Source organism: Massilia genomosp. 1 (assembly GCF_011682185.1).
GTDB classification, from domain to species: domain Bacteria; phylum Pseudomonadota; class Gammaproteobacteria; order Burkholderiales; family Burkholderiaceae_D; genus Telluria_A; species Telluria_A rubra.
Genome location: NZ_WHJF01000423.1, coordinates 1 through 389 on the forward strand (window position 1 = coordinate 1; position 389 = coordinate 389).

1 protein-coding gene is annotated in these 389 nt (G+C 56.6%); it reads left to right on the forward strand.

Annotated elements, in window-relative coordinates; translation table 11 throughout:
* Positions 1–68: 68 nt before the first annotated feature.
* A partial coding sequence (locus tag F1735_RS34345) for a hypothetical protein (protein ID WP_167241527.1) occupies positions 69–389 on the forward strand: 321 nt, incomplete at its 3' end.

Here is a 389-nt window from a genome sequence, read left to right on the forward strand (position 1 = left end):
TTGTGATACCTGCGCCCGTTTCCTCCAAATAGCACGACGAATCGAGATAACAGAAGATGAAAAATACGATGACGAACATGACCGCTCTATTGCGCAAAGCGGGCGTCCAGTTGCGCAAGAAAGAGTATGCCGCCTGCCTTGCGTTTGCCGATGCGGCACTGCCCATTCTCGAAGAACTGTCCGACGATGATGCGCTTGACGACGAAGATGCCACCTGGAGCGCCTATTTCCAGCTTCGACTCGCGAGCCTCGACAAGCTCGACCTGCCCGGCGACATGACTGCGACCTGCGAAGCCGTCCTGGAGCGTTTTCCCGTCGACCAGGATGACCTTGACGATGAAGAACTCATCACTCTCGCCAATGTGCGCACCGCCTTGACCAGTCTCGCC